Raw genomic sequence first — 18,879 nt, 5'->3', positions numbered from 1 at the left:
GCACACATCGACATCGAAGAAAGGAACAGCAATGAAGAGAAAGCTCGTCGGCCTCGCCGCTGTGGCTACGGCTTCCGCTCTCGTGCTCGCCGGATGCTCCGCCGGAGGCGGCGCAAGCGCACCCAGCACGGACGGCAAGGGTAAGACGGTCACCCTCTGGCTCGTCGGCGCCGACACTCCCGACCCGCTGCGCGCCTACCTCAAGACGGAGTTCAAGAAGGAGACCGGCGCGACCCTCAACATCCAGCAGCAGGACTGGGGAGACATCGTCACCAAGCTGACGACGTCGCTTCCGGACGCGAACAACACCCCCGACGTCACCGAGATCGGCAACACCCAGTCGCCGACCTTCACCAACGTCGGCGCCTTCCTCGACATCTCCGACATGTACAAGGACCTCGGCGGTTCCGACCTCCTGCCGTCCTTCGTCGAGGCCGGCAAGGTGGACGGCAAGAACTACACGCTCCCGTACTACTTCGGTTCGCGCTACGCGTTCTACCGCAAGGATGTCTGGAGCGCGGCGGGCGTGCAGGTTCCCACGACGCTCGACCAGTTCAACACCGACGTCGCGACCATCACCGCCAAGAACCCGAAGGGGATCAAGGACTTCTCGGGCTTCTACCTCGGCGGCCAGGACTGGCGCAACGGGATCTCCTGGATCTTCGCAAACGGTGGCGACATCGCGAAGAAGGAGGACGGCAAGTGGGTCGGCACGCTCGACTCCGAGGGATCGCTGAAGGGTCTGCAGCAGCTGCAGGAGCTGTACAAGAACGCGTCCAAGGCTCCGAACGACGCCAAGGACTCGAACCAGTACATCTACCTGAACGACAGCGACCAGATCCTCGACGCCGCCGGCAAGAAGACGTCGGACACGTCGCTCTCGGCCGCGACCATCATGGCTCCGGGCTGGGCGCACTGGTCGATCGGTGACGCCTCCACCAAGGACGGCAAGGTCGTCCGCACCTGGAACGACGACACGTTCGGCACGTTCGCGCTCCCGGGCAACGACGGCAAGCCGGCTCCAGTGTTCGCCGGTGGCTCCAACATCGGCATCTCGGCCAAGAGCAAGAACCCGGGCCTGTCCAAGACCCTCCTGAAGATCATCTTCTCGAAGGACTACCAGGAGATGCTCGGCAAGAACGGCCTCGGCCCGGCGAACAGCAAGTACACCTCCTCGCTCGGCGACGACCAGTTCGCGAAGGCGCTCATCGCGTCGGCGTCGAACTCGAAGCTGACCCCGGCCGCTCCCGGCTGGGCCGCTGTCGAGGCGGGCAACGTGATGGAAGAGTTCTTCAGCAAGATCAAGGACTCGACCGACCTCAAGGCACTGGCGCAGGAGTACAACACCAAGCTCAACGCCTTGATGAACGTCAAGAACAAGTAGCACCCACCCGTAACACCCGGCAGTCGGGGGCGCGGAACGACCTTCCGCGCCCCTGCTCCTGCCCTCAGACTTTCAGGAAGGAGGACAGACGTGACCACCACCCGGCAGACCCCGTCCGTGAACACCGCGCCGCGCATCCCGCAGGCGACGCCGCAGCGCAGGAAGCGCTTCCAGTTCACCCCGTACGCCCTGCTCATCCCCTCCGTCGCCATCCTCATCCTCGCGCTGGGCTATCCCATCGTGTGGCAGCTCATCACCTCGATGCAGAGCTTCGGGCTCGCCCAGCAGTTCGGCCAGCCGGCCCCCTTCGTCTGGTTCGAGAACTACATCACCCTGTTCTCCGACTCGTACATGTGGGTCGTCGTGGCCCGCTCGATCGCGTTCTGTCTCGTCACCGCGTTCGTCACGGTGGTCATCGGCATCGGACTCGCTCTCCTGATGAACGCCGTCAACAAGGCCGTGCGCATCATCATCCAGATCTCCATGCTCCTCGCCTGGGCGATGCCGGTCGTCGCCGCGATGACGGTGTGGAACTGGCTGTTCGACTGGCGCCGCGGCATCGTCAACTACACCCTGACGTCGTGGGGCCTGGACTTCCAGAACCACAACTGGCTGCAGAACCCGCTCTCGTTCTTCTTCGTCGCGATGGTGATCGTGGTCTGGATGAGCGTCCCGTTCGTGGCGTTCTCGGTGTTCGCCGGCCTCACGCAGGTCTCGGGCGAGGTGCTCGAGGCCGCGCAGATGGACGGCGCCAAGAGCTTCCAGCGGCTGCGGTACATCATCCTGCCGATCATCCGGCCCGTGCTCGGCATCGTGCTGCTGCTGCAGATCATCTGGGACCTGAGGGTCTTCACCCAGATCAAGCTGCTGCAGGACAAGGGCTCCATCGCCAGCGAGACCAACCTGCTCGGCACGTACATCTATCAGCTCGGCGTCGGCTCCAGCGACTTCGCGATGGCGAGCGCCGTCTCGGTCTTCGTGCTCATCCTGACCATCGCGATCAGCTGGTTCTACGTGCGCAATCTGCTCAAGGAGGACGAGTCATGAGTGCTGTCACCTCGACCCGCGTGGAGTCGGCGGCCGATTCCGCCGCTCCCGCCCCCGCTCGCAAGCTCCGCCAGAAGATCAAGCCGTCGCGCGTGATCCTCGGCATCGTCGGCGTCGTCATCTCGCTGATCTGGGTGTTCCCCGTCTACTGGATGGTGAACTCGTCGCTGCTGCCCAACGTGGTGCTGCAGAACACGACCCCGACCTGGCTGCCGTTCGGCGGCTCGTGGGACAACTTCGCCGCGGTCATCAACGGCGGCACGTTCTTCCCCGCGCTCGGCATGAGCCTCATCATCGCCATCGTCACCGTGGTGTTCTGCATCGTGTTCGCGTTCCTCGCGGCCCTCGCGATCAGCCGGTTCAAGTTCCGCGGCCGCAAGTCGTTCGTGCTCGCCGTGCTGCTCATCCAGATGCTGCCGGCCGAGGGCCTGTTCATCGCCCAGTACAAGCTGATGGGCAGCCTCAACCTGCTCAACACCGTGCTCGGCGTGAGCATCATCTACATCGCCGCCGTCGTGCCGTTCACCATCTGGATGCTGCGCGGTTTCGTCGCCGGCATCCCGGCCGACCTCGAAGAGGCCGCAATGGTCGACGGTCTCAGCCGCACGCAGGCGTTCATGCGCATCACCTTCCCGCTGCTGGCCCCCGGGCTCGTCGCATCCGGTGTCTACGCGTTCCTCCAGGCGTGGAACGAGTTCACCGTCGCGCTCGTCATCCTGCAGGAGAACTCGAGCCAGACGCTGCCCCTGTGGCTGCGCGGCTTCATCCAGCAGTCCGCCTCACGGGCGACCGACTGGGGCCAGGTCATGGCCGCGTCCACGCTCGTGGCCGTTCCGGTGATCATCTTCTTCCTGTTCGTGCAGGGCCGGATGACCAGCGGGCTCGTCAGCGGGGCGGTCAAGGGGTGAGCGGGCCCTCCGCCACCGACCAGCACGCCGCCACCGACCAGACCTCCGCCACTGAGCAGCACGCAGCCGCCGACAGCACCACGCCGCTCGCGCATCTCCGCCGCCAGGTGGCAGCGACACTGCTCCCGGGCTTCGTGGGGACGACGCTGCCGGACTGGCTCGCCGTTCGCCTGCGCAACGGCTTGGGCGGGGTGTGTGTGTTCGGTCCGAACATCACCTCGCTCACCCAGCTGCGCGCGCTGACCGACGCGATCTACGCCGCGAATCCGGATGCGATCGTCGCGATCGACGAGGAGGGCGGCGACGTCACGCGCCTGTACTACGGCACAGGATCGCCGTATCCCGGCAACGCCGTTCTCGGGCGCCGTGGCGACGCCGCGTACACCGAGTCGGTGGCGCAGCGCGTCGGCTGGGAGCTGCGTCGCGCCGGCTGCAACCTCGACTTCGCGCCGGATGTCGACATCAATTCGAACCCGGACAACCCCGTCATCGGCGTGCGCAGCTTCGGCTCGTCGCCGGCTGTGGTCGCCGAGCAGGGCGCCGCGTGGACGCGCGGGCTGCAGTCCGCCGGCGTCGCCGTGTGCGCCAAGCACTTCCCCGGGCACGGCGACACGGCGCAGGACTCGCACCTCGTGCTGCCGGAGGTCGACCTCTCGCTCGAGCGGCTGCGGGAGCGCGAGCTCCGTCCGTTCCGCGCCGTCATCGAGGCCGGCGCGCGCAGCGTGATGACCTCGCACATCCTGCTGCCGCAGCTGGACGCCGAGCGTCCAGCCACCTTCAGCCCCACGATCATCGAGGGGCTCCTGCGCGGTGAGCTCGGGTTCGACGGCGTCGTGGTCAGCGACGCGCTCGACATGAAGGGTGCGAGCGGCGAGACGGGCATCCCGCCGGCCGCCGTGCTGGCGCTCGCCGCCGGCTGCGACCTGCTCTGCGTCGGGACCGAGAACACCGACGAACAGCTCGGGCAGATCGAGGATGCGGTGGTCGCCGCGATCGCCGACGGCCGGCTGAGCGCCGCCCGGGTCGCGCAGGCGGCCGAGCGCGTGCTCGCACTCGCCGCCGATCTGCACGCAGAGAGCGCGCAGAAGCCGATTCCCGCCGATCCGTTCGCCGGCGCCATCGACCCAGTCGACATCGCCGCGGCCATCTCGACCTTCGACATCGCGCCGCACGCGGCCGAGTGGGTCGCCGCCAACCGCGGACCGTACTCGATCGTGCGCATCGACACCGTGGCGAACATCGCCGTCGGCGTCGCCCCGTGGGGGCCGTTCGCGGAGGCCGCTGCCGACCCGGAGTCCGCCGTCGCGCGCGCCTTCGAGCAGAACCCGCTCGTCGTGTTCACCGAGGGCGACCATCCGGATCTCGTGCTCGCGGCCAAGTCGCCGGTGCTCGTGATCGGCAAGGACAACCACCGGCACGCCTTCGCCCGCGCGGCGATCGATCGGCTGCGCGCCGAGCGCGACCGTGTGCTCGTGGTCGACATGGGCTGGCCGAGCGACGACCGCGCCTATGCCGACGTCGCCACCTTCGGTGCCTCCCGCCTGGTCGGCCGCGCCCTGCTCGCGTACCTGGAATCCGGCTCGTGAGGCTCGGGATCGACATCGGTGGCACCAAGACGGATGCGGTGGCCATCGACGATGCGGGCGGCCTGTCCCAGCGCATCCGGCTGGCCACGGGCTTCGGATCGATCGCCGTCGTCGAGACGGCCGTCGCCGCCGTCGCGCGGATCGGCGAGCTCACCGGGCTGCCCGCGAGCGGGTTCCAATCGATCGGCATCGGCATCCCCGGCATGGTCGACAGCGCCTCCGGGCACGTCGCCCACGCGGTGAACCTGGGCCTCGAGCGTCTCGAGCTCGGCGGAGAGCTGGCCGGACGCCTCGGCGTCGGGGTGCGCATCGAGAACGACGTGAAGGCCGCCGCGGTGGGCGCGTACCACCTGATGGGACTCGACGGCACGATGGCGTACCTCAACCTCGGCACCGGACTCGCCGCCGGGATCGTGGTCGACGGGCGGCTGTGGCGCGGCGCCGACGGTATCGCCGGGGAGATCGGGCACATCCCGGTGGACCCCAACGGCGTGATCTGCGCGTGCGGTCAGCGCGGCTGCCTCGAGACGGTCGCGAGCGGGTCGGGGGTCGCGCGCCAGTGGCGCACCGACGATCCACTTCCTGTTCGCTCGCTGTTCGCCGCAGCCGCCGACGGCGACCCCGAGGCGAGGGCCATCAAGGCTAGGCTGGCTGCGGGCATCGCCTCCGCGGTGCGGGTCCTCGTGCTGACCGTCGATGTCGATTCCGTCGTCATCGGAGGTGGCCTGAGCCATCTCGGGGACCGGCTGCTGTGCGATGTCCACGAGGTGCTCGACGAGTGGGCGCAGGCGTCGCCGTTCCTGGCGTCGCTCTCGCTTCCCGAGCGCGTGCGCCTCATTCCGGAAGGTTCACCGGCCGCCGCCATCGGCGCGGCCCTCGTGGGAGAGAGCTAAGTGGCAGAGATCGTCGTCGTACCCGACCAGAAGCAGGCGGGCGAACTCGCCGCGCAGTCCATCGTCGACCTCATCGCGAGCCGACCGGATGCCGTGCTCGGCCTCGCGACCGGCTCGACCCCGCTCGCACTGTACCGTGCGCTCACCGCGCGGGTCGCGGAGACGGGCATCGACGTCGCCCACGTGCGCGGATTCGCGCTCGACGAGTACGTCGGGCTGCCCGCCGACCACCCCGAGTCGTACCGCTCGGTGATCACCCGCGAGGTCGTGGAGCCGCTCGGCCTCACCCCGTCGCTCATCCACGTTCCGAACGGCGCGATCGACGGCATCGAGCACGCCGGGCCCGACTACGAGCGCGCGATCGCCGAGGCGGGCGGCGTCGACGTGCAGATCCTCGGGATCGGCACCGACGGCCACATCGGCTTCAACGAGCCGGGTTCGTCGTTCGCATCCGCGACGCGCGTCAAGACGCTCACCGAGCAGACCCGCCGCGACAACGCGCGATTCTTCCCCTCAGAGGCCGACGTGCCGATGCACTGCATCACGCAGGGGCTCGGCACGATCCTGCGCGCGAAGCACCTGCTGCTGCTCGCGTTCGGCGAGGGCAAGGCGGAGGCCGTCGCCGGCGCCGTCGAGGGCCCCGTGTCGGCGAGCAACCCGGGATCGGCCATCCAGCTGCACCCGCACGTCACGGTGATCGTCGACGAGGCCGCTGCCTCCCGGCTGCAGAACATCGAGTACTACCGCTACGCCTACGCGAACAAGCCCGCCTGGCAGACGCTCTAGCCGCAGTAATCGAGTCCGGGAGAAATCGTCCGCCCTCCGGCGGGGCGCGCGATTTCTCCCGGACTCGACGGCGTCGGCGGCGGGTCAGACCAGCGGCAGGCCGGCGGCGAAGACGCGTCGCACGTTCCACTCGTGGTCGAGGATCACGGCGTCGGCCGCGTAGCCCGCGTGCAGCCGGCCGAGCCGGTGGTCCTCGCCGAGCACCCGCGCGGGCGTGAGCGTGAGCGCCTCGACGGCGCGGGCGGGCTCGAGACCGACGAGCTCGACCGCGTTGCGCAGCGCGACATCCTGCGTGAGGGTCGAGCCGGCGATGGTCTGCGTGCCGGAGAGCACCGCGAGCCCGTCGTGCACCGTCACGTTCAGCGAGCCGAGCCGGTAGTCGCCGTCGGTCGCGCCGGCGGCCGCCATCGCGTCGGTGACGAGCGCGACCCGGCCGGGAGCCGCCGTGAACGCCAGTTTGGCGACCTTCGGATGCACGTGCAGGCCGTCCAGGATCAGCTCGAGCGTCACATCCGGGTTCTCGAACGCCGCGACGATCGGCCCCGGCGCCCGGTGGTGGATGCCGTTCATCGCGTTGAAGGCGTGGGTGAGCACCCGAGCGCCGACCTCGAACGCGCGGGTCGCCTGCTCGTAGTCCGCGGCCGTGTGGCCGATGCCGACGACCGCGCCCGCCTCGATCAGCACCCCGATCGTCTCGAGCGCGTTCGAGAGCTCCGGCGCGATGGTCGCCAGCCGCAGCGTGCCGCGTGCGGCGCCGATCAACTGCTCGACCATCTCGGGGCCGGGCTCGCGGAGGAACGCGGCGTCGTGCGCGCCCCGTCGCTCGATGGCCAGGAAGGGCCCCTCGAGGTGCGATCCGAGCACCAGCGGGTCGTTCGCGGTCAGCTCGGCGACGATGGACAGGCTCTCCCGGAGCGCGGCGAGCGGATTGGCGACGTGCGAGACGAGCGATCTCGTCGTGCCGTGCGCACGATGGGTCGCGAGGCCCTCCAGCATCTGCTCGGGGCCGTCGTCGAACGGGTGACCTCCGCCGCCGTGGCAGTGCAGGTCGATGAACCCGGGCGTCAGCCAGTGGCCGCCCGCGTCGACGATCTCGCGGCCGGGCGCCTGCGCTGCCGCGTGCCAGCCGGTGCCGGATCCGGTGGCTCTGATGGTGTCGCCGTCGGCGACGAACCAGAAGTCGTCGACCAGCCCGTCCGCGTCGATCTTGCGGGCGCTGTGGACGACGAGTCCGGTCATGCGATGCTGCCTTTCATCGGAATTCGGCGCGTCCGTTGATCACGCCGCTCACGGTTGCGATGACGGCGAAGACGATCGCCACCACGGGCTGGCCGAGATCCCACCACGCGAACGCGGCGGCCAGCATCACCACGATCTCGACGAGCGCCTTGACGAACGGGTCGACGCGCAGCACGGCCTTCGGCGACCGGAACAGGGCCCAGAGCACGATCGCGATGAGCGGAGCGCCGATGCCGACCACGATGTTCCAGGGGAGGGGCCAGGCCACGAAGCCCCAGAAACCGAGCGAGAAGATCGCGAACAGCTCCAGCAGAAACCGGATGACGTCGTTCGGGGAGATCTTGATGTCGCTCTGCGGGGTCGGTGCGTCGGTCACCAGGCCATTCTAAGCGGGCTCGAACCTGCGGCCCGGTGCGGTCTCGCGCGTCTCAGCGGAAGATGATCGTGCGCGCGCCGTCGAGCAGCACGCGGTCCTCGGCGAACCACTTCACCGCCTGGGTGAGCGTGCGGCTCTCCTCGTCCTGGCCGATGGCGACCAGTTCGGAGACGCTGCGCGAGTGGTCGACGCGCACGACGTTCTGCTCGATGATCGGGCCCTCGTCGAGATCGCTCGTCACAAAGTGCGCCGTCGCACCGATGAGCTTGACGCCGCGGGCGTGCGCCTGGCGATACGGGTTGGCGCCCTTGAAGCCGGGAAGGAACGAGTGGTGGATGTTGATCGCGCGCCCTGCGAGGCGCTCGCAGAGCTCGGGGGAGAGGATCTGCATGTAGCGCGCCAGTACGACGAGCTCGATGTCGTGCTCATCGACCGCCTCGAGCACGCGCGCCTCGAAGGCGGCCTTGCTCGCCGCATCCGTGACGGGGTGCGACTCGAACGGCACGCCGTAGAACCCGGCGAGGTCGCGCAGGGTCCCGTGGTTGGAGAGCACGAGGGGCAGCTCGACCGGCAGCTGCCCGGCGCGCTGGCGGAACAGGAGGTCGTTGAGGCAGTGGGCCGCGGTGGAGGCGAGCACCAGGGTGCGCAGCGGGCGACCGACGTTGTCGACCTTGTGCGACATCCCGAACCTCGCGACGACGGGCGCGAGCGCCTGCTCGAACTCGTCGCGCGTCGCCTCCGACTCCACCTGCAGGCGCATGAAGAAGCGGCCCGTGTCGCTGCTCGCGAACTGCTGGCTCTCGGTGATGTTGCCGCGGGCCGCGACGATCGCGCCGCTGACGGCGTGCACGATGCCCGGCTTGTCGGCACAACTGAAGGTGAGCACCCAGTGGTTGGGCTGGGCCTCGGCGGCAGCGTTCGCGGTGGTGTCGGTCACCCGTTCAGGGTAGCGGGATCCGCGTCCTTGGTTTGGCGAGGCCCTCGTCGTACTGCTCGCGTGCCATCCGCCGCCATTGACGGGGAGGGGCGCGGTGAAGTTGGATCGGTGCATGACAAGCCTTGGCGAGGACAGACCCGACGCGCCCCCCGCGCCCGCTCAGGCGCTCGGAGTGGAGCTGAACGGTCTCAACACCATCCACGAGAGCGAGCGCAAGGGTCGCGCGCGTGACCTGTTCTGGCCGTGGTTCGGCGCGAACGTGTCGGTGTTCGGCCTCGCGTACGGCTCCTTCCTGCTCGGCTTCGGCATCTCCTTCTGGCAGGCGACGATCGTCGGCGTCGTCGGCATCGTGATCTCGTTCCTGCTCTGCGGGTTCATCTCGCTCGCGGGCAAGCGCGGGTCGGCGCCGACGATGGTGCTGAGCCGGGCGGCATTCGGGGTGAACGGGAACCGGGTGCCCTCCCTGCTGTCGTGGCTGCTCACCGTGGGCTGGGAGACGGTGCTCACGGCGCTCGCCGTGCTCGCGACGGCGACCGTCTTCACCCAGCTGGGCTGGGAGGGCGGCATCGCGACCAAGGTCGTCGCGCTCATCGTCGTGGCCGCGCTCATCATCGTCGGAGGCGTCATCGGGTTCCACCTGATCATGCGGATGCAGATGATCATCACGATCGTCACCGGTGTGCTCACCGTCGTCTACATCGTGCTCGTGCTCGGCCACATCGATCTCGGAGCCGTCGCCGCGCTGCCGGCCGGCGATGTGCCGCACGTCATCGGCGGGTTCGTGTTCATGCTGACCGGCTTCGGCCTGGGCTGGGTGAACGCGGCGGCCGACTACTCGCGCTACCTCCCGCGGGCTACGCGGAGCTCCGGCGTCGTCGGCTGGACCACGTTCGGGTCGTCGCTGGCTCCGGTGATCCTGCTGATCTTCGGCATCCTGCTCGCGGGTTCGTCGAAGGAACTCAACACCGCCATCGCGGCCGACCCGATCGGCGCACTGGCCTCGCTGCTGCCCACCTGGTTCCTGGTGCCGTTCGTGATCGTCGCCGTGCTCGGACTGGTCGGCGGCGCCGTGCTCGACATCTACTCCTCGGGGCTGGCGCTGCTCAGCGTCGGGGTGCGCGTGCCGCGGTTCGTCGCGGCGGGCATCGACGGCGTGATCATGACGGCCGGCGCCATCTACGTCGTGTTCTTCGCCGGTGACTTCCTCGGACCCTTCCAGGGCTTCCTCATCACGCTCGGCGTGCCGATCGCCGCGTGGTGCGGCATCTTCATCGCTGACATCCAGCTGCGCAAGAGGGACTACGCCGAGAAGGAGCTCTACGACGCGCGTGGACGGTACGGGAGCGTGCGCTGGCTGCCGATCGGGCTCATCGTGCTCGGCACGGTGCTCGGCTGGGGGCTGGTCACCAACACGTATGCGCCGTGGCTCGCCTGGCAGGGCTACCTGCTCGCGCCGTTCGGGCTCGGTGGCAAGGAGGGCGACTGGGCGTTCGCGAACCTCGGCGTGCTCGTCGCGCTGCTGGTGGGGTACCTCGGCACCCTGATCTTCTCGGCGAGGGCCGTGCGCAGCCAGGAGGAGCGGTGACCGATCCGGTGCTGGTCGTCATCGACATGCAGCGGATCTTCGGCGACCCGGCGAGCTACTGGTTCACGCCCCGCTTCGCCGAGGCCGCGGTGACGATCGAGCGGATGCTCCCGGCGTTCGGGGAGCGCGTCGTCTTCACCCGGTTCGTCGCACCCGAGCATCCGGTCGGTGCGTGGGTGCCGTACTACGAGCAGTGGCCGTTCGCGCTCGTGGCGCCGGATGATCCCCTCTACGATCTCGTCGAGCCGTTCGGTACGGCGCTGGCCGAGGCCGAGGCCGAGGCCGAGGCCGGGCACGGGCCGCGGGTCGTCACCGAGACCACGTTCGGCAAGTGGGGCGCGGCGCTCGCGGACGCCACCGGCGGGAGCGACGACATCGTGCTGGCCGGCGTCTCCACCGACTGCTGCGTGCTGTCGACGGCGCTCGCCGCGGCGGATGCGGGCATCCGGGTCAGGGTCGCCGCCGATGCGTGCGCGGGGCTCAGCGACGCCGACCACCAGCGCGCCCTCGACGCGATGGCGCTGTACGCCCCGCTGATCGAGATCACGGACTCCCAGCGCGCGACCGCGGGCATCCGGTAAACTGTTCCGTGGTCGCCGGTTCTCGAGCGGCCCTGGGCGCGCACATCAGCGCGTAGTCGACCTGCCGTTCGTGGAGAACCCGAACCGTGCGGGGAACGCCGTTCGTTGGACAGCTTCGTCATGTCTGCCACTTCAACGTCGCCACTCAAGACCGTACAGAAATTCCCCTGGGTCGGGCTCATCGCGCTCGCCGGGGCCGTCTTCCTCTCTGTCACCAGCGAGATGATCCCCACCGGGCTGCTGCCCGATATGAGCGCGTCCCTGGGCGTGAGCGAGGCGCAGATCGGCCTCCTGGTGACGGTCTTCGCCTTCACAGTCGTCATCACCAGCACGCCGCTGACCGCCCTCACCCGGCGGTGGCCGCGGCACGGGATGATCGTCGGCATCCTCGTGGTGCTCGCCATCAGCAACCTGCTCACCGCGATCGCGCCCGACTATACGTTCGTCGTCGTCTCGCGCATCATCGGCGGCATCGCGCACGGCATGTTCTGGTCGATCGTAGGCGCCTACGCCGGGCACCTCGTGCCCAAGGAGCAGATCGGCCGCGCCGTCTCGATCACCCTCGGCGGCGGCACCCTGGCCTTCGTCTTCGGTGTGCCGCTCGGCACCTTCGCCGGCCACCTGTTCGGCTGGCGGCTGTCGTTCGTGTTCCTGGCGGTGCTCATGCTCGTCGGCGCGGCCGTCGTGTGGAAGTTCCTGCCGAAGGTCGAGCGCGACGACGAGGCGCACCCGAAACGCGAGCGCGGCGTCGTCCGCCCGAAGGACCCGACCATCGTCGCCGTCATCATGGTGTGCCTGGTGGCGGCCGTCACCATGATCGGCCACTACTCCTTCTACACGTTCGTGGTGCCGTTCCTCACCGATGCGATGGGCGTGCCCGCCGCGAGCGTCGGCGGACTCCTGTTCTTCTACGGCATCGCCGGGGCCGCCGGCCTCGTGATCGCAGGATCGGTCTTCGGTCCGCGTCCGCAGCTCGGGCTGGTGCTGGCGCTCGTGGTGACCGGACTGGCCGTCGCGGCGCTCGCCGTCTTCGCGTCGATGCCCATCCTGGCCATCAGCGCGTTCGTGCTGTGGGGTCTTGCCTTCGGCGCCCTGCCGCCGCTGCTGCAGACCCGTCTGCTGCACACGTCTTCCCCCGCGTTCCGCGACACGGCCAGCGCGCTCTACACGACCTCGTTCAACATCGGGATCGGCGGCGGAGCACTGCTCGGCTCGGTGATCTTCGACCTCGGCGGCCTGCTGGTGCTGCCGTACTTCTACATCGGACTGCTGGTGGTCTCGCTGGCACTGGTGTTCGTGATCGGCCGGATGACGCGGGCGCGGGCGCTCGCGGCCTGAGCCGCGCGCACCGAGCTCCCCCACCTATGCGCCCTCACCTCGCCTGAGCCCGGAGTGAGTGGTCAGTAGTTGTCGCGTAGAAGGGCTACCCCGGCCGGCAAGCGACAACGAGTGACCGTTCACGAATCCGGATCGGTGCCGGACTGTGGATAACCAGGCACCGGCACGAAGTCTCGGGCGGGCACGCCGGGCACGCCGGGCGCGCTGGGCGCGTTCGTGCGTCGTTGAGGGGTGGCGAACGCAGGCTCCGTCGGCGTGTTTAGACGCGTTTGCCGCCCCTCAACGGAGTGGGACGAGGGGGGCTCCGGCGGTCCAGACCTGCCGGACGTGGAAGTCGGCGTCGAGCAGCACGGCGTCGGCCGCGTAGCCCGGGGAGAGGCTGCCGAGGTCGTGGCCGCGGCCGATCGCGCGTGCGGGCGTGGCCGTGAGGGCGAGCACGGCGTCCTCGACGGGCAGACCGACCTCGCGCACGGCGCGGCGGAGAGCGTCGTCGAGCGTGAGGGTCGATCCGGCGATCGAGCCGCCGTCGGCGAGGCGGGCGACGCCGTCGCGGACCGTCACGCCGAGGGAGCCGAGCACGTAGTCGCCGTCGCTGGAGCCGGCGGCGGCCATCGCATCCGTGATCAGCGCGACGTGGCCGGGGGCCGAGGCGAATGTCATCCTCACGACCTCCGGATGCACATGGATGCCGTCGTTGATGATCTCGAGCGTCACGCCGTGGGTGCGCGCGGCGGCCGCGACGGGACCGGGCGCGCGGTGGTGGATGCCGTCCATGCCGTTGAAGGCATGCGTCAGGATGCTCGCGCCGGCGTCGAAGGCCGCGAGCGTCTGGTCGTAGTCGGCGCCGGTGTGCCCGACTGCCACGGCCACCCCGGCCGAGGAGAAGGCGCGCACCGCGTCCAGGCCGCCCGGGAGTTCGGGGGCGAGGGTGATCTGGCGGAGCGTCCCGCGGGCGGCCGCCAGGAGCACAGCGATGTCGTCGGGGGTCGCAGAGCGCAGCAGCGCCGGGTCGTGCGCGCCTTTGTGACCCGCGTCGAGGTACGGCCCCTCGAGGTGCGAGCCGAGGATGCGCTCGTCCGTCTCGACGAGGTCGGCGACGGCGGCCACCCGCTCGGCCAGCGCGTCGACAGGAGCAGTCACGAGCGAGATCACGAACCGGGTCGTTCCGTGCTGCTGGTGCAGCGCGAGGGCGGTGCGGATGGCGTCCGGTCCGTCATCGAAGGCGGCACCGCCTCCGCCGTGGTTGTGGATGTCGATGAAGCCCGGGGTGAGCCAGGCTCCCTCGGCATCCACCACATCGGCGGGCGCCCCCACCTCCGACGACTCACGGCCGCCCTCGCGCCAGCCGCTTCCCGACCCGGTGGCGGCAACGCGACCGTGCTCGAACCGCACCCAACCGTCGTTCTGCACGCGCCCGTCGGTGACGATCCTGGCCGAGTGGACGACCGTGACGGGATGCGCTCCGGTGACCGGATGCGTACCGGGGACGGGATGCGCGCCGGAGTCCGGATGCCCTGTGTCAGCGGTGCCCATTACGCGACGATCACCTCGACGCCGTGGTCGGCGAACTCGGCGCGTTGCTCGGCGGTGATGCCGTCGTCGGTGATGAGCGTGGTGAGGATCTTCGGGCCGCCGAGTGTCGCGAAGGCCTTGCGGCCGATCTTGGAGGAGTCGGCGACGACCACGGCGCGGGTGGCGCGCCGGGCCATCAGCGAGTTCACGCTCGCCTCGCCTTCGTCGTGCACGGTGGCGCCGACGACCGGGTCGATGCCGTTCACGCCGATGAACGCGATGTCCATCGTGATCTTCTCGAGCACGACGTCGCTGTACGGCCCCACCAGCTCGTACGAGCGGGCGTGCACGACGCCCCCGGTGACGACCGTCTTGATCTGTGGGCGCATCACGAGCTGCGCGGCGATGTTGATCGCATTGGTGACGACCGTGAGGTTCGGATGCGGGGACGGCTCCATCAGGTCGGGCCGCGAGCCGAGCACCGTCGCCACGGCCGTGCTGGTCGTGCCGCCGCAGAGGCCGACGACCGCGCCGCGCGGAACGAGCGCGCTGGCCGCCAGGGCGATCCGCAGCTTCTCGGGCGCGTGCTGCTCCTTCTTGTACCGGATGGGCAGGTCGTACGCCACAGACTGGCCGATGGCCCCGCCACGCGTGCGGGTGAGCAGCTGCTGCGACGCGAGGGCGTCGAGGTCGCGTCGCGCGGTGGCCGCAGAGACGTCGAGCTTGAGCACGAGGTCGTCCACGTCGACCTGCCCGGACTCGGCCAGCAGGTCGAGCACGGCGTTCAGACGCTCGGCACGGTTCATCGGTGGAGCCTCGCGCAGCGCTCGGCAGGCGTCGTCATCAGCTTCTGGCTCCTTCTGGCGCGGGTTCCGTCACGGCGAACAGCGTGAGGAGGCGTGCCGCCTCGGCCGTCACCGCGGTGCGTCCCTCGCGCAGGTAGCGACGCGAATCGACCATCTCGGGACGCTCGGCCAGGGTGCGCCGCACGGCAGCCGTGAAGGCGGCGTTGAGATGGGTGGAGACGTTGACCTTGGTGATCCCGGAACGGATCGCCGACACGATCGTCTCATCCGCGACCCCGGAAGAGCCGTGCAACACGAGGGGAACGGGGACAGCCGCGTGCAGGCGCCCGATCAAGCCGAGGTCGAGGGAGGCGGTCCGTTCGGTCATGGCGTGGGAGCTGCCGACCGCGACGGCGAGGGCGTCGACGCCTGTCTCGTCGACGAACCGTCGCGCCTCATCCGGATCGGTGCGCACCCCCGGCGCGTGCGCGCCGTCCTTGCCGCCGATCTCGCCGAGCTCGGCCTCCACGACGACGTCGTTGGCGTGCGCGTACTCGACGACCCGCACGGTGGCCTCGACGTTCTGCTCGTAGGGGAGCTTCGCGCCGTCGAACATCACCGAGCCGAAGCCGAGGTCGATCGCCTGGCGGGTCAGCTCCTCGTCTTCCGCGTGGTCGAGGTGCACGGCGACCGGCGCCTGCGAACCCGCGGCGACGGCCAGGGTCGCGCGGGCGATCGGCTCCAGTCCGCCGTGGTAGCCGACGCAGTTCTGCGAGATCTGCAGGATCACGGGCAGGCCTGCGTCCTCCGCGGCGGCGACGAGCGCCTCCGCGGTCTCGAGATGGATGACGTTGAACGCGCCGAGCCCGGTGCGCCGGGAGACGGCGCCGTTCAGCAGGTCGGCGGTGGGTACGAGAGGCATCGGCGGCTTTCCGGATCGTCAGGTGGTTCGTCGGGCGGTGGGTCGTGAAGCGTTGGCGTGAAGCGTGGGTCGTGGGTGCTGGCGGTGATCGCGCGGGCGGGTCGGCCGTTCAGCCGGAGAGCTGCACCGCGTCTTCGAGCGCTGGGTACGACGGATCGAGTTCGCCGGCGAGCGGCGCGAGTACGGCGGCGGCCGACCACGCGGTGGCGAGCGACAGGATGGCGGGCAGTCCGCCGACACCGGCCGCGAGGCACGACGCGACCGCAGCGACGGCTGCGTCACCGGCGCCGGTCGCGTTGCCGCGGAGCGCCTGCGGCAGCCGAGCGTGCACGGGACGGCCGGGCGCGTCGGCCGCGACACCGATCATCCCGTCTTCGCCCAACGAGACGATCACGAGTCGGGCTCCGAGCTCGAGCAGCCGCGTCGCCCCCGCGACGGGATCGCTCTCGCCCGTCGTCTCGGCGAGCTCGCGGCGGTTCGGCTTCAGCACGGTCGCGCCGGCCTCCGCGGCCTGCAGAAGCGCCGGACCGATGGCGTCGATGATGCTCGGGATGCCGCGGGCTGCGGCGATCCCGGCCAATCGCGCGTAGAGATCGCCCGGAGCTTCCGGCGGCAGGCTGCCCGATGCGACCAGGCAGCTCGCGGGCACGGCCAGGCGCTCGGCGGCGTCCAGCAGCGCCGTCCACTCCGCCTCAGTGAGCGCGGCGCCGGTCTCGTTGAAGATGGTGGTGAGCCCGGAGGCGTCGTCGACGATCGCGACACTGCTGCGGGTGGGGCTCGCGACCGGGACCAGCTCGTGCGGCAGCCCCGCCGAGAGCAGGTCGTCTCCGAGCCGGACGCCGGCCGGTCCGCCCGCGGTCGTGAGCGCGAAGGAGGCGCCGCCGGTCTGGGCGATCACCCGCGCGACATTGAGGCCCTTGCCGCCGGCACGGACCGCCGGGGGAGCGACGCGATGCGACTCCCCGACGTCGAGCACGGGCACCCGGTAGGTGAGATCGATCGCCGGATTGGGCGTCACGGTGAGGATCACGCAGACACCTCCAGCCCCGCGCGGGGCGGCTGCTCCGCCGGCGTCAGGGTGTCGACCAGGTCTCGTGCCCGCAAGGCGGCGCCGATCACACCGGCGTCCTCGCCGATGCTCGCGGGCAGCAGCAGGGGTCGGCGCTGGAAGGTGAGAAGCGCATCCAGCCGCTCCGCGAGCGGCTCGAACAGGGCCGGTCCCGCCTGCGAGAGCCCGCCGCCGATGACGATGGCCTCCGGCGCGAGCAGCGCGACCGTGTGCGAGAGGTCGAGGGCCAGGGCATCCAGTGCGCTCTCCCAGATGAACTGCGCGTCCGGGTCGCCCGCCTGCGCGCGCTCGAGCACCTCTTTGGAACCCGCGACCGGCGTGCCCGTGCGCCCGGTGTAGCGCCGGGCGATGGCGGCGGCCGAGGCCACCGCTTCGAGACAGCCGCGGCCGCCGCAGGCGCACTCGGGGCCGTCGGCGACGCGGGAGTGCCCCATCTCGCCGGCCATGCCGCCGCCGGCGTACAGCACGCCGCCGATGAAGATGGCGCCGGCGATCCCGGTGCCGATCGCCATCACGACGACGTCGCGGAACGGAGCCGCTGCGCCGAGGCGGTGCTCGGCCTCGCCGGCGCCGCGCACGTCGTGGCTGAACGAGACAGGCAGGTCAACCGCTGCGGCGACGCGGTCGCGGAACGGGTAGTCGTGCCAGCCGAGGTTCTCGGAGAAGACGCCGATGCCCGCCTCGTCGTCGACGTGACCGGGTACGAGCAGCCCGATGGCGCGCGGCTCGATCTCCGGATGCGCGGCGCGGAACCGTGCGGACGACCTCACGACGGCGTCGACGACGAGATCGGCCGTGTGGTCGCCGTCTTGCGGGGTCCGGATGCGCTCCAGCCCGAGGATCGTGCCGCCGGCGTCGATCAGAGCGGCCTTCATGTCGGTGCCGCCGACGTCGAAGGCGAGCACGGCGCTGCCGGCGCCCAGGTCAACGGTGCCGGTGCGGCCGGGGGCGCTGCCGGTGCGGCCGGGGGAGGGCGGCGCTGCTGGCGACTCTGCGTTCACGAGGCCAGGATGACAGATCGGGTGAGGTTGCGGGGACGGTCGGGGTCGAGCTCGAAACGTCGGGCCCGCGCGAGGGCGACACGCTGCGCGCGGACGAGATCGGCGAGCGGGTCGACGGGAGCGTTCTCGAATCGTGCGCCGGTCACCGCGACGTCGGCGGCCAGTCCCTCGGGAGCGTCGCCGAACATCCAGCTCACCCGGCCGGGGGCCGCGATGGCGATCGGGCCGTGGCGGTACTCCTTGGCCGGGTAGGACTCGGTCCACGATTGCGAGGCCTCGCGCATCTTCAGCGCGGCCTCGTGCGCGAGCCCGACGGTCCAGCCGGCGCCGAGGAACGTGTACTGGTCGGCGCCGATCAGCGCGGCGTCGAGCGTCTCGTCGATCGCGGCAGCAGCGTCGCGGATGGCGGCGTCGAGGTCGTCGCCCAGCGACGCGCGCACGAAGGCGAGCGCCGTCGTCGCGAACCGGGTCTGCACCACCGACGTCTCGTCGGCGAAGGGCAGCGTCACGACATCGTCGACGAGGTCGACCAGCGGCGTCTCCGGATCGCCGACGATGCCGATCGTGCGAGCCCCGTTGCCGGATGCCCGCAGTCCGTCGAGCAGTTCGAGCACCTCGGTCGTCGTGCCGGAGCGGGTGATCGCGACGATCGCGTCGTAGTCGCGGGTGTCGAACGGCGCGGATGCACCGGGCGTCTCGGAGGCGGCGAACGCGTCGGTCACACCGAGTCCCGCGGTCTCGCGGAGTGCGGCGTACGACTGCGCCATGAACCACGAGGTGCCGCAGCCGACGACCGCGACGCGCTGCCCGGCGGCCGGGAGGAGCTTCTGCTCGGCGCGCAGTTCGGCCGCGCGCGCCCAGGTCTCCGGCTGCGAACGGAGCTCCGCTTCCATGTGCGCTCCGGGGTTTGTGGCTTGCGTCACAGCGTCG

The 18,879-nt window shown here is 70.3% G+C and carries 18 protein-coding genes; 9 read left to right on the top strand and 9 right to left on the bottom strand.

Annotation, left to right across the window (positions count from 1 at the left end; genetic code table 11):
- Nucleotides 1–31 precede the first annotated feature (31 nt).
- The 6 genes from AC1DB1_RS16665 (at nt 32) to nagB (ending at nt 6,604) form a co-directional block, all read left to right on the top strand.
- The gene (locus AC1DB1_RS16665; protein ID WP_477201617.1) at nt 32–1,384 is read left to right on the top strand and encodes an extracellular solute-binding protein; all 1,353 of its coding nucleotides are present in this window, start codon (nt 32–34) and stop codon (nt 1,382–1,384) included.
- 135 nt (nt 1,385–1,519) lie between these two features.
- On the top strand, nt 1,520–2,431 hold the full coding sequence (locus AC1DB1_RS16660; RefSeq protein WP_477201689.1) for a carbohydrate ABC transporter permease: 912 nt from the start codon (nt 1,520–1,522) through the stop codon (nt 2,429–2,431).
- Nucleotides 2,428–3,339 (top strand): carbohydrate ABC transporter permease, encoded by a 912-nt coding sequence (locus AC1DB1_RS16655; protein WP_271175623.1) that lies wholly within the window; start codon nt 2,428–2,430, stop codon nt 3,337–3,339. The genes AC1DB1_RS16660 and AC1DB1_RS16655 overlap by 4 nt, the downstream gene beginning before the upstream one ends.
- Nucleotides 3,336–4,925 (top strand): glycoside hydrolase family 3 protein, encoded by a 1,590-nt coding sequence (locus AC1DB1_RS16650; RefSeq protein WP_477201616.1) that lies wholly within the window; start codon nt 3,336–3,338, stop codon nt 4,923–4,925. The genes AC1DB1_RS16655 and AC1DB1_RS16650 overlap by 4 nt, the downstream gene beginning before the upstream one ends.
- Nucleotides 4,922–5,818, top strand: a complete 897-nt coding sequence (locus AC1DB1_RS16645) for an ROK family protein (RefSeq protein WP_271175621.1) — start codon at nt 4,922–4,924, stop codon at nt 5,816–5,818. The genes AC1DB1_RS16650 and AC1DB1_RS16645 overlap by 4 nt, the downstream gene beginning before the upstream one ends.
- Nucleotides 5,819–6,604: a glucosamine-6-phosphate deaminase gene (gene nagB / locus AC1DB1_RS16640; protein ID WP_271175620.1), complete on the top strand. Its 786-nt coding sequence runs from the start codon at nt 5,819–5,821 to the stop codon at nt 6,602–6,604.
- 84 nt (nt 6,605–6,688) lie between these two features.
- Here nagB and nagA (AC1DB1_RS16635) read toward each other — a convergent pair whose 3' ends face one another.
- The 3 genes from nagA (AC1DB1_RS16635) to purU are packed head-to-tail and all read right to left on the bottom strand — an operon-like array spanning nt 6,689 to nt 9,156.
- Complete coding sequence (gene nagA, locus AC1DB1_RS16635; RefSeq protein WP_477201615.1) at nt 6,689–7,843, bottom strand: N-acetylglucosamine-6-phosphate deacetylase; 1,155 nt, start codon at nt 7,841–7,843, stop codon at nt 6,689–6,691.
- Nucleotides 7,844–7,856: 13 nt separating this feature from the next.
- Complete coding sequence (locus tag AC1DB1_RS16630) at nt 7,857–8,219, bottom strand: YrdB family protein (protein ID WP_477201614.1); 363 nt, start codon at nt 8,217–8,219, stop codon at nt 7,857–7,859.
- 52 nt (nt 8,220–8,271) lie between these two features.
- Nucleotides 8,272–9,156 carry a formyltetrahydrofolate deformylase gene (gene purU, locus AC1DB1_RS16625; protein WP_477201613.1) on the bottom strand — a complete coding sequence of 295 codons (885 nt, stop codon included), beginning with the start codon at nt 9,154–9,156 and terminating at the stop codon, nt 8,272–8,274.
- A gap of 112 nt (nt 9,157–9,268) precedes the next feature.
- Between purU and AC1DB1_RS16620 the strand changes: the two genes are divergently transcribed.
- The 3 genes from AC1DB1_RS16620 (at nt 9,269) to AC1DB1_RS16610 (ending at nt 12,660) form a co-directional block, all read left to right on the top strand.
- Nucleotides 9,269–10,741: a purine-cytosine permease family protein gene (locus AC1DB1_RS16620; protein WP_477201612.1), complete on the top strand. Its 1,473-nt coding sequence runs from the start codon at nt 9,269–9,271 to the stop codon at nt 10,739–10,741.
- Complete coding sequence (locus AC1DB1_RS16615; protein ID WP_477201611.1) at nt 10,738–11,322, top strand: cysteine hydrolase family protein; 585 nt, start codon at nt 10,738–10,740, stop codon at nt 11,320–11,322. The genes AC1DB1_RS16620 and AC1DB1_RS16615 overlap by 4 nt, the downstream gene beginning before the upstream one ends.
- Before the next feature lie 120 nt (nt 11,323–11,442).
- Complete coding sequence (locus tag AC1DB1_RS16610) at nt 11,443–12,660, top strand: MFS transporter (RefSeq protein ID WP_477201610.1); 1,218 nt, start codon at nt 11,443–11,445, stop codon at nt 12,658–12,660.
- A 279-nt stretch (nt 12,661–12,939) separates the two neighbouring features.
- Here the strand turns inward: AC1DB1_RS16610 and nagA (AC1DB1_RS16605) are convergent, their stop codons facing one another.
- From nagA (AC1DB1_RS16605) to AC1DB1_RS16580, 6 genes are all read right to left on the bottom strand, one after another.
- Entirely contained in the window at nt 12,940–14,193 is a 1,254-nt protein-coding gene (gene nagA, locus AC1DB1_RS16605) for an N-acetylglucosamine-6-phosphate deacetylase (RefSeq protein WP_477201609.1), read from the bottom strand.
- On the bottom strand, nt 14,193–14,978 hold the full coding sequence (locus AC1DB1_RS16600) for a DeoR/GlpR family DNA-binding transcription regulator (protein WP_271175612.1): 786 nt from the start codon (nt 14,976–14,978) through the stop codon (nt 14,193–14,195). The genes nagA (AC1DB1_RS16605) and AC1DB1_RS16600 overlap by 1 nt, the downstream gene beginning before the upstream one ends.
- A gap of 37 nt (nt 14,979–15,015) precedes the next feature.
- Complete coding sequence (locus tag AC1DB1_RS16595; protein ID WP_477201608.1) at nt 15,016–15,879, bottom strand: class II fructose-bisphosphate aldolase; 864 nt, start codon at nt 15,877–15,879, stop codon at nt 15,016–15,018.
- 109 nt (nt 15,880–15,988) lie between these two features.
- Nucleotides 15,989–16,909 (bottom strand): 1-phosphofructokinase family hexose kinase, encoded by a 921-nt coding sequence (locus AC1DB1_RS16590; RefSeq protein ID WP_477201607.1) that lies wholly within the window; start codon nt 16,907–16,909, stop codon nt 15,989–15,991.
- The gene (locus tag AC1DB1_RS16585) at nt 16,906–17,949 is read right to left on the bottom strand and encodes an ROK family protein (RefSeq protein WP_477201606.1); all 1,044 of its coding nucleotides are present in this window, start codon (nt 17,947–17,949) and stop codon (nt 16,906–16,908) included. The genes AC1DB1_RS16590 and AC1DB1_RS16585 overlap by 4 nt, the downstream gene beginning before the upstream one ends.
- A complete protein-coding gene (locus tag AC1DB1_RS16580; RefSeq protein WP_477201688.1) occupies nt 17,946–18,842 on the bottom strand; it encodes an SIS domain-containing protein in 897 nt (298 codons plus the stop codon). Before AC1DB1_RS16580 ends, AC1DB1_RS16585 begins: the two co-directional genes overlap by 4 nt.
- Nucleotides 18,843–18,879 lie beyond the last annotated feature (37 nt).

This window comes from Leifsonia sp. 10N434 (genome assembly GCF_056394405.1).
The sequence above is the reverse complement of the archived record's forward strand: the minus strand, read 5'-3'. Positions and strand labels throughout refer to the sequence as shown.

Coding starts and splice junctions, on each gene's coding strand:
- AC1DB1_RS16580 (WP_477201688.1), bottom strand. CDS start 18,842: ATGGAAGCGGAGCTCCGTTCGCAGCCGGAGACCTGGGCGCGCGCGGCC.
- AC1DB1_RS16655 (WP_271175623.1), top strand. CDS start 2,428: ATGAGTGCTGTCACCTCGACCCGCGTGGAGTCGGCGGCCGATTCCGCC.
- nagA (WP_477201615.1), bottom strand. CDS start 7,843: ATGACCGGACTCGTCGTCCACAGCGCCCGCAAGATCGACGCGGACGGG.
- AC1DB1_RS16620 (WP_477201612.1), top strand. CDS start 9,269: ATGACAAGCCTTGGCGAGGACAGACCCGACGCGCCCCCCGCGCCCGCT.
- AC1DB1_RS16595 (WP_477201608.1), bottom strand. CDS start 15,879: ATGCCTCTCGTACCCACCGCCGACCTGCTGAACGGCGCCGTCTCCCGG.
- AC1DB1_RS16600 (WP_271175612.1), bottom strand. CDS start 14,978: ATGAACCGTGCCGAGCGTCTGAACGCCGTGCTCGACCTGCTGGCCGAG.
- AC1DB1_RS16610 (WP_477201610.1), top strand. CDS start 11,443: ATGTCTGCCACTTCAACGTCGCCACTCAAGACCGTACAGAAATTCCCC.
- AC1DB1_RS16665 (WP_477201617.1), top strand. CDS start 32: ATGAAGAGAAAGCTCGTCGGCCTCGCCGCTGTGGCTACGGCTTCCGCT.
- nagA (WP_477201609.1), bottom strand. CDS start 14,193: ATGGGCACCGCTGACACAGGGCATCCGGACTCCGGCGCGCATCCCGTC.